Here is a 9,895-nt window from a genome sequence, read left to right as displayed (position 1 = left end):
CAGAGGAGCCAGATTTAAAGAAGCCCGCTCAGGGAAACCTGAGCGGGCTTTTTGTTATTGCGTGACGGCTAAACCTCCGTCCAGCCGCGCAGCAGGTTGTGGTACATATTCAGCAGCGACAGCAGTTCTTCGCTGTCACCGTGGCGCGCTTTCAGGCTCTGAATGTTGCGGTCCAGTTCAAACAGCATCGCGCGTTGCTTATCATCGCGCACCATCGACTGAATCCATAAAAACGAGGCGACCCGCGCGCCGCGCGTGACCGGCGTGACGCAGTGCAGGCTGCTGGAGGGATAAAGCACCAGGTCGCCCGCCGGCAATTTTACGCGGTGCTGACCGTAAGTATCCTCGATCACCAGTTCCCCGCCCTCGTAGCTGTCGGTTTCACACAGAAACAGCGTGGCGGAGAGATCGGTACGCATCCAGCCGGCCGCGCCATTGTGGCGCACCGCACCATCAACGTGAAAACCGTAGGTTTCCCCCTGCTGATAACGGTTGAACAGCGGCGCAGAAAGCGTGCGCGGCAGCGCGGCGGCAAAGAAGAGCGGATGGCTATTCAGTGCCTGAAGCACTGCAGCCTGCAGCCGATCGTAAAGAGGCGTGCCGGTGTCAATCTGCTGGTTATTTTTTACGGTCGCGCCCTGGCTGCCGACCGTCGCCCGTCCGTCAACCCAGTCAGCCTGCTGCAGCTGTGCGGTAAAGTGCGCCAGCTGTTCAGCGTTAAGCACGGCAGGAATGTGATACATCATCGCGGAGTTCTCGCCATTAAGCGTGGAGCGCGAACGCCCCACGGTTGACCATCAGAAATGCACGTTAGCCGTCAACAGGAAGGTACGCGGCTCGCCCGGATGATAGCGGTAGCCACTCTTGTTGATCGATGCCACATAGTTGGTATCAAACAGGTTATACACGTTGAGCTGCAGGTCGAGGTTATTGTTGACCTTATACCCAAGCTTCGCGTCAGCCACCCAGTAGCCTTCGGTGTGATCCGGCGTGCCCACGGCCCCATCGCTGCCGCGACGCAGGCTGCCAACATAACGTGCGCCCGCGCCCACCGACAACGCATCAGTGGCCTGATAGTTGGTCCACAGCGTAAAGGCGTGCTTCGGCGTATAGGCCAGCGCGGATGAGCCATCCTGCGCCACGCTGGCACCTTCACGCACCGACGCGTGCTGCATGGTGTAACCGGCAATGATTTCCCAGTCTGGCGTTATGTTGCCGGTTGCTGAGAGTTCATAGCCTTCCACGCGCTTCTTGCCGGTTTGCGAGTAAGTGCCGTCATCATTGGCATCGACCTCATTTTCGATGTCGGTGCGGAACAGTGCGGCGTTCAGCAGCAGCCGCTTGTCCAGCACCTGCCACTTGGTGCCCACTTCGCTGGATTTGGCCTTCTGCGGTTTAAAATCAGTACGGTTGGCGCTGTTGCCGCTGCCACCCGCCGCCAGCGCGAAGCTGCTGCCACCCGGTGGCTGCTGGGAGATGGCGTAATTCACATACAGGTTGCCCTGTTCGGTCAGACGATAGAGCGCCCCCGCTTTCCAGTTCACCAGATTGCCGGATTTCGCCGTGTCCACCGTGGTCACCGGCGTATTACGCGCCACGCCCGCCGGACAAGCCAGCGCGCCGCGTCCGGTGCCGCCACAGGCCGTCGCGCTGTCGTACTCGGTGTGATAGTTGTCGAGACGAATGCCGCCGTTCAGCTCAAAGTCAGAGGTAATCGCCAGCGTATCAAATGCATAGATGCCAAACGTGTCAGTCTGCCCGTTAGCGTTCGCACCGTTGCGGTCCAGACCGCCAATCGAAATGCTGCTGATGGGATGGTAGATATTCACCGCAGGCGGGGTCAGCGCGTTGACGCCATAGGTGGTCTGGTTTTCACGCGTGAACTCTACCCCGGCACTCACATCATGCCCGACGGAACCGGTGGCAAATTTCGAGGTGATATTGGTCTGGTTGGTGAGAATACGGTTGCTGATATCTTTGATGTTTGCCAGGCGCGACCAGCGCCAGCTGCCAACATCGTTCGGGTTGGGTGCAGTAATGTTACTGGCTCCGCCCATCACCGCCGTCAGCAGATACTCCTGCTTCACCCGCGACCAGCGCGTGGTGTTGCGCAGCGTGGTGTTATCGCTCAAATCGTGTTCAAAGCGCAGCGTGGCACTGTCGGTGGTCGATTTATCGAAATCAGAATCGGTGCCGTAGTAGTTGCTGGTGGCGACCTTGCCGGAATTGTTCAGCGCAGCATACCCGGCAGACGGTGCCGAATAGCCAGGCAGGCCAACGGTCGGAATACCGCCGTCCGGTGTGTTGTTCTGGTGGACGTGCAAATAGTTGACGTACAGCCGCGTTGCGGTGTCCAGCCCCAGCGCCAGCGAAGGCGCGACGCCATAACGCTCGTTCTGGATGTTGTCACGCGCCGCATCATGGGTTTTCTCACCCATCAGGTTAAGGCGAAACGCCGCATTGTCGTTGATTGCCTGGTTGTAATCGAGCGTGCCGCGGCGCATCCACGCGCTGCCGGCGCTGACTGACGCGTCAAGCCCGGTATCCAGCCGCGGTTGTTTGCTGATCATATTGATCGAGCCGGATGGTGCGCTGCGACCATAGTCGGTGCCGGAAGGCCCCTTGATCACTTCCACCTGCTGCGTGTTGAAGGTGTCACGCGTGACGCTGGCGATGTCGCGAATGCCATCCACGTAAATGCTGTTGGAGGTATCGACACCGCGCATGTACACCGCATCGCCGGTGGTTGAGCTGCCGTTTTCCCCGGCATAAAACGCCCCGACGCCCGGCACGTTTTTCAGCGCGTCGGTCAGATTGGTGACGCCCTGATCTTTAATAACCTGATCCGGAATCACCGTCATGGTGCGGGTGGTATCCACCAGCGGACGGGTAAATTTGGGATCGGCCGAGGCATTTGGCGCGTACAGCGACGGCGTGCGCGCTTCAACCACTAATGTATCATCAGATTTTTTGCCGGAGTTATCGGCCCCCAGCGCCGCAGCCGGCGAAATACCAATACAAAGCCCGGTGAATAGGGTCAGCGAATTGAAGCTACCAAACGGCAGCTGGCGATTTTTATCCATGTTAAAAGGTGAGTTTCTTATCGTTATTAACGCACTCATTGTCTTAACCGCACCTGCCATTCAGGCATAGCACTGAATCAACACGGTTTTCCCAGACAACACCTAAATGATAACGCCAATGGTTATCATTTACTTTTATATTCTTACACGCGCGCTGCCGCTTGGGAATACTTTTCTTTACGTTAAAATTACGAAATCAATACAATTGAACAAACCGGCGGGACGTTACGGCAATTTTTTCATCAGGCGGGTAAACAGCATAAAAAAACCCGCTCGGCGTGAGCGGGTTTTTAGTCTGGCGTGCACAGTTCATTCCAGTAGCAATAGCGCATGCGCTGGTGGCGGCGGTTATCGTTCATAGTAGCGATACACGGAAGGATGAAACTCCACGCCGTACAGCTGGCTGATCGGGATCAGCAGATCGATATGCTCACCGGGGTCGAATTCGCGCCCGTCAGGGGTGGCGGCTTTGCTGGCTGCCAGACGCGCCAGCCACTGCTGCAGGATCTTCTTCATTGTCAGCTTCTCCATAAAAGGTTAACGCTGACAGTAAACCCCAGCCTGGACGCGGAACCAAACTACAAGTTATGCGTAGGATTACTGCATTTTGCATATCGGGGTGGCAACGGTGGCTGCGCCATGACGGTCACCCTGAAGAGTGACCTTACGGGCTGGCAATGCCGCACGCTGTTTGCCTGATAGTCCCTGTGTCACCCCCGGCTTCCAAAGTCATCCCCCGCGAACCACAACCTAAATGAGAAGCATTGGCGGCCCGGGCGGGCCGCCAGGCCTGTCATGCACGCGCCTCTTTCAGCAACTGCTGAATCACCCTCTCCTGCTCTTCATAGTTGCCTTCACCAAACGCGGTGTAGCGCAACTGGCCGTGTGCATCAAAGATGTAGTGCGCGGGCCAGTACTGATTACCAAAACGGTTCCAGATGCTGTAATTGTTATCCGCCACTACGGTGTAGGGCAGCTGCCAGCGCGTAATCGCGCGCTTCAGCACCTTTTCATCGCGCTCCCACGGGTACTCCGGCGTATGCACACCCACAACGACCAGCCCGTCACGTTGATACTTACTGGCCCAGTCACGCACGTATGGCAGCGTATGCTGGCAGTTAATACAATCCCAGGTCCAGAAATCGACCAGTACCACTTTTCCCTTTAACGTGGCAGGCGTCACCGGCGCCCCGTTCAGCCACGCTGTGCCCCCCTCCAGCGACGGCAAGGCGCTGCTGGTTTGCGGCAGGCTAACCGGCTCCAGACGCACTTTGGGTGCCGGCGTGGTTAGCCACTGGCTCAGCTGCTGCTCCAGCTTCAGGGCAAAAGCGGGCGCTGCCTGCAGCTGGCTCTGTGAGCCGGTAACAATCACGCCCACCGAGGCGAGCATCAGCACGCCCGCCGCCTGACGCAGCCGCGCACTCATCGCCAGCCCCGGACGCAGTCGCGCCACCAGCGATCGTCCGGCGAAATAGAGCAGCGCCAGCATCAGCGCGGCACCGCTGCCATACGCCAGCAGCAACACGCCAACCGACAGGGGATGATCGCCCACGACGGCCAGGCTGAGGATCGCGCCCAGCACCGGTCCGGCACAGGGCGACCACAGCAGACCGGTTGCCAGGCCCGCCAGCAGCGCGGCGAGCACCCCGCTACGCCGCTGGCTGGCATCGTTGAGGCGATTACCCAGCGCGACAAACGGCCGGATAACGCATTGGGCGATGCGCGTCGAGATTAACGTCAGTGCGGCTATCGCCAGGAACAACAGCGCCAGGTCGCGACCAATGCTGGTGACCTGACTGACCCAGTGGCTGGTAAGCGATACCAGCAGCGCCACCAGCGTGAACATCAGGACCATGCCGCTCAGCAGCGCCAGCAGCTGTCCGCGACGGCCGCGTACGCTGGCAAATACAAAAGGAATAATCGGTAAGGTACAGGGGCTGAGCAGCGTCAGCATCCCGGCGAGAAAAGCGATAAGCAGTGTCATAGGGAACCTCATACGGTGGATAAACGTCTGCGCGTCCGGCAGTACGTCTATTACATCCACCGCATGTGTTCAGGCTGTGTCGCGGGAACGCCGTTTTGTCGGGTTATGTGTGTGGCGGGCAGGCAGATACATCAGGTTACACATCCTGCTGCTGCAGGATGATGCACGCTTCCAGCCCGCCAGCTGCCCGGTTACGCAACTGCAGGCTGCCCGCCATCTGGCTCACCAGCTGGGTGGCGATCGCCAGGCCGAGTCCGGTCCCGCCGGTGTGGCGATTGCGTGAACTCTCCACGCGGTAGAAGGGCTCCAGCACCGCCTGTAACGCCTCCTCCGGGATGCCAGTCCCGTTATCACGCACCCGAATCTCTACGCTGTCACCCTGGGGCGAACAAAGTTCAACCTCCGCTTCGCCGCCAAACTTAAGCGCATTGTCGATCAGGTTGGTCATGATGCGCCGTAGTGCCTGCGGCCGCACGGCGAAGGTGTCATGGCCGGTGCACGGCACAAAGTTCACCGCTTTACCGACATCCTGATAGTCACAGACGACGCTATCCAGCAGCGCGTTGAGGCTGACGCTCTGGCGCTTCTCCTCCAGCACTTCCGATGAGCGTGCATAGGCGATGCCCTCGCGCACCAGGCGGCTCATGTTATCGAGATCACTCAGCAGTTTGTCGCGCAGCTCAGGCTGCTCCGCCATCTCCACACGCAGCTTCATGCGCGTGATCGGGGTTTGCAGATCGTGGGAGATGGCCGCGAGGATTTGCGCACGCGCTTTGAGGTGATCCTGAATCCGCAGCTGCATAGCGTTAAACGCACGCGCCGCCTGCTGCACTTCATCCGGGCCGTTCTCTGCCATCAGCTGTGCGTGGCTGGCGGCCGGTTTGAGCGCATCAACCGCCTGGGTAAAGCGCACAAACGGTCGCACCACCTGCCGCACCGCCAGCCATGCGCAGCACAGCAGCAGCAGGAGCTGACCCATCAGCACCAGCGGCAGCCAGCGCGCAATCGCCGGCATGCGCGGCCAGAGATCGAGCGTGAGCGGCGCGCCGTCATGCAGCGTCAGATGCACCTGAATATGCTCCCGCGGCCCCGGAATCGCATGAATGCTCATCTGATAGCGCCCGCCAAGCGTCTCCTGCAGTGAGCGTACCGCGTCGCGCGTGCGCCAGCCGGAGGGATACGGCCCCGCTTCGCCCGGCGACAGACTGTAGCGATAGTTGCCGCGCGCCAGCTTCGCCAGCCAGCCCGGACGCTCGTCCGCCGGCAGACGATCGAGGATTGCCACGCTGGTCGCCACATCGTACTCCAGGTTGCCCAGCATCACGCTTTTAGCGCTGCTCATGCGTTCTATCAGCAGGCTTGCCAGCGTGAGAGTATTTGCCAGCAGCAGCCCGCCCAACACGATAATCAGCAGGCGTGACAGCAGCGATCGCGGCCATAGCCTCATTGATGCGCCTCTTTGATCACCACCGTGCTCGCCAGTACGTAACCTTCGCTGCGTACCGTTTTGATGTAGGCCGGTTCACGGGCATCTTCGCGTAACCGCTGGCGCAGCCGGCTAACCAGCAGATCGATCGAGCGCTCAAACAGCTCCGCGTCGCGGCCCTGCGTCAGGTTGAGCAGCTGATCGCGATTCAGCACGCGCTGCGGATGGTCGAGAAACACGCGCAGCAGGCGGTACTCTGCGCCACTCAGCGCCACAATCACGCCGTCGCTGTCCAGCAGATGGCGCGCGGAGGTATCCAGCTGCCACTCGCCAAAAGCAATGATGCGGCCGGCCCCGGTAATATGTAAATTTGGCGGCAGCGCCCGGGTACGGCGCAGGATCGCTTTGATGCGCGCCAGCAGCTCACGCGCCACAAAGGGTTTGATCAGGTAATCATCCGCACCCATCTCCAGCCCGAGAATGCGATCGGTCTCTTCGCTGCGGGCAGTAAGCATCAGTACCGGCAGGTTCTGCCGGGGATCGCTGCGCAACTGACGGCACAGCGTCAGGCCATCGTCACCCGGCATCATGATATCCAGCACCACCAGATCCACCAGGCTGCTGCTCAGCACGGCGCGCATTTCGCGGCCATTGGCCGCAGCGGTGGCGCGGTAACCGGACTTAATCAGATAGTCGGTTATCAGTTCGCGGATCTCCCGGTCATCATCCACCACCAGAATGTGATCAACGTGCTCCAAAACAGCCTCCTGTCAGCCACTTATGCAAAAAAGACCGGCACGCGATGGCCGGTCCGGGTCGTGAATTACTCCGCTACAGTGCGGCCGCATCCTCAACGGCTTGCACAAACGCCTGCGGTGCTTCCGCTGGCGGATTGTGTCCGATATTGCCCGTGAAGGTGCGATGCTGGTAGCTGGCGCTGAACCTGGTGCGGTACGTCTCCGGTGCCGGGTGCGGCGCCCCGTTATTATCCCCTTCGATGGTGATAGTGGGGACGCGAATTGCCGGTAATGTGGCTAATGTTTTCTCATAAGCGGCATATTTTTGCTCGCCTTTTTCCAGGCCCAGGCGCCAGCGGTAGTTGCTGATAGTGATCGCCACCTGATCCGGATTATCCAGCGCTTTGGCGCTCTGATTAAAGGTGGCATCACTGAATTTCCAGCCGGGCGATGCCTGCTGCCAGATCAGTTTCGCAAAGTCGTGTGTATGGGCGGCATACCCCTGCTGACCGCGCTCAGTGGCGAAATAGAACTGATACCACCACTGCTGTTCCGCCTGTGGCGGCAGCGGTTTTTTACCCAGTTGCTGGCTACTGATCAGATAGCCGCTGACCGACACCAGCGATTTTACCCGTTCAGGCCATAGCGCCGCGACGATGTCCGCCGTGCGTGCGCCCCAGTCAAAGCCGCCCAGCACGGCCTGCTTGATATTGAGCGCATCCATCAGCGCCACGACGTCCGCTGCGATTGCCGAAGGCTGGCCGTTACGCGGCGTTTTATCCGACAGGAAACGCGTGCTGCCGAAGCCGCGCAGATACGGCACGATCACCCGATACCCTTTTGCCGCCAGCGCCGGTGCCACCTGAGCATAGCTCTGGATATCGTACGGCCAGCCGTGCAGCAAAATCACCGCCTGGCCGTCACGCGGACCGATGTCCACATAGCCTGTGTTCAGTACGCCCGCATTGATCTGCTGAACGTGGCTGAAGTCAGCGGCGTAATCGTGTGAGGCCGGGGAGGCGGCAAACGCGGTGCCTGCCGCCGTGAGAACCAGCGTTGCCAGCAGAGTCTGACGTAACAGTGTTTTCATAATTTATCTCCGGGTCATCAGTGCGGTGCAATCTGTACGGGCACGTTAAAAGTGATGGTTTTGCTGTCGATCGGTTTATGCATGGGATCGGCAAGAATAAGGGTAACCTTGTGGGGCCCGACAGGCAGACCGACCAGAATCACTGGCTCACCGCTGGTGTCCGCCCAGTGCCACGGGTTGTCATCCACGATGACGTGAATGTGGCCGATGCGCGGCGTGATTTTCAGCGCTTCCTGACCAAACACTGGCTCGATGCGCAGGTTTTCTGCCCGGTACTGGATAAACACCGCGCCCTTGCGCAGCGGTCCGGCCAGCGGCGCATCGACAATTAATCGCGCAGGCGGCTGGGGATGATCCAGTGGCGCCACGGCCGCCGGGCCGAGCACGTCAGCAGCGCTCAGTCGCTCCGCCCAGGCGCAGGTCGCAGAGGCGCCCATCAGTAACGTTGAAATAAACAGTCGGGTTAACATCGTGGTATCTCCATGCATTCGGTTGATGCGTACAGAAGACCACGGCGATGTATAGCGGATATGTACAGACTGGCGGGTTATGCAACGGCGTGTGTGCTGTGTGGCGGGAGTTACAGTGTGATACAAATTGGTGTTTACCCCGCCCGGGGGAAAATCAAAGCAGGATTTTCACAGGCCCGGGGGCGGGAAAATTAATGAGATAAGTGGCCCTTCGTCGTGGAAATAATTCGTCCGCCTTAATCACGCAGGCGGCGAAATGATATGGCGCGCAAAGCGGCACGCGCGAGAGCTTCGCTCGAATCAATTAACGTCATTTCCTGCCAGATCGCGCTGTGTTTTAACAAACTCAACTCTGTGCAAGCCAGAATAATGTGCGTAGCACCCTGTTGCTTCCAGCTATTTACGGCGTCCGCTAACTGGCGCATTGATAGTTCAGACACGCTTTTTGTGGCTTTTATCTCGTTAATACAGCGTGTCACTAGCTGTTGGGTGGATGCAGCTACATTGACGATCTCGGCGTGCTGTTGCGTAAGCGCATCCTGATACAGCCTGCTCTGGTACAACATTTGCGAACCGAGCACAACGACCCGCTTGCCCTGAGGCGCAATATGCTCAAGTGTGGCATCAATAATATTAATAACCGGAATAGCTACGTCCTTGCTCCAGCGCGACCAAAGGAGGTGAGCGGTATTACAAGGCACAACGGCAACCGTCGCACCCGCAGCAGCGAGTTCTGTAATAGTTGCGTGGATCCAGGGAGAAGGATCACGTTCACCCAGTTGCAAATGACGCCCGCGGCTGGGGATTTTACTATTATTATCAATAATAAGTCGCGGATATTGCCACTCTTTATCTGCCTGAACCAGGCCATACAGCTGCTGGCAAAAATCCAGTGTTGCCCAGGGGGCTACGCCTACGACGCCTAAAACACCTTCATCTGCCGGCCAGCTAACATCGTCATAGAGAGGTGAGATATTAATCATTTTTTTGCTCAAAGTGATAAAGGCGTAATCGGGTTTCAGGATACTTATTAAGCATATGACCTTCAGGGAACATATTTTCACTCCTGGTTAAGCTGAAACCATGTCGCGCAAATAGGTCTTCG

At 58.7% G+C, this 9,895-nt stretch carries 9 protein-coding genes; all 9 read right to left on the bottom strand.

The window, feature by feature from the left end:
* Positions 1-68: 68 nt before the first annotated feature.
* The gene (gene ybiX, locus QMM04_RS17910; protein WP_282996670.1) at positions 69-746 is read right to left on the bottom strand and encodes a PKHD-type hydroxylase YbiX; all 678 of its coding nucleotides are present in this window, start codon (positions 744-746) and stop codon (positions 69-71) included.
* Positions 747-797: 51 nt separating this feature from the next.
* Entirely contained in the window at positions 798-3,083 is a 2,286-nt protein-coding gene (locus QMM04_RS17905; protein WP_166711578.1) for a catecholate siderophore receptor Fiu, read from the bottom strand.
* 348 nt (positions 3,084-3,431) lie between these two features.
* The gene (locus tag QMM04_RS17900) at positions 3,432-3,599 is read right to left on the bottom strand and encodes a hypothetical protein (protein ID WP_021313248.1); all 168 of its coding nucleotides are present in this window, start codon (positions 3,597-3,599) and stop codon (positions 3,432-3,434) included.
* Positions 3,600-3,876: 277 nt separating this feature from the next.
* Positions 3,877-5,067 (bottom strand): cytochrome c biogenesis protein/redoxin, encoded by a 1,191-nt coding sequence (locus QMM04_RS17895; RefSeq protein ID WP_282996669.1) that lies wholly within the window; start codon positions 5,065-5,067, stop codon positions 3,877-3,879.
* A gap of 136 nt (positions 5,068-5,203) precedes the next feature.
* Complete coding sequence (locus QMM04_RS17890; RefSeq protein WP_282996668.1) at positions 5,204-6,514, bottom strand: ATP-binding protein; 1,311 nt, start codon at positions 6,512-6,514, stop codon at positions 5,204-5,206.
* The gene (locus QMM04_RS17885; RefSeq protein WP_058771142.1) at positions 6,511-7,251 is read right to left on the bottom strand and encodes a response regulator; all 741 of its coding nucleotides are present in this window, start codon (positions 7,249-7,251) and stop codon (positions 6,511-6,513) included. The genes QMM04_RS17890 and QMM04_RS17885 overlap by 4 nt, the downstream gene beginning before the upstream one ends.
* A gap of 73 nt (positions 7,252-7,324) precedes the next feature.
* Positions 7,325-8,320: an alpha/beta hydrolase gene (locus QMM04_RS17880; RefSeq protein ID WP_058771141.1), complete on the bottom strand. Its 996-nt coding sequence runs from the start codon at positions 8,318-8,320 to the stop codon at positions 7,325-7,327.
* Between the two features lie 17 nt (positions 8,321-8,337).
* Entirely contained in the window at positions 8,338-8,757 is a 420-nt protein-coding gene (locus tag QMM04_RS17875; RefSeq protein WP_233209848.1) for a DUF6130 family protein, read from the bottom strand.
* Positions 8,758-9,026: 269 nt separating this feature from the next.
* Positions 9,027-9,773 (bottom strand): amino acid racemase, encoded by a 747-nt coding sequence (locus QMM04_RS17870; RefSeq protein WP_058771139.1) that lies wholly within the window; start codon positions 9,771-9,773, stop codon positions 9,027-9,029.
* Between the last annotated feature and the right edge of the window lie 122 nt (positions 9,774-9,895).

The organism is Pantoea sp. Pa-EAmG, assembly GCF_030024295.1.
GTDB lineage: Bacteria > Pseudomonadota > Gammaproteobacteria > Enterobacterales > Enterobacteriaceae > Pantoea > Pantoea dispersa.
This window is presented reverse-complemented; position numbering and strand designations above follow the sequence as displayed.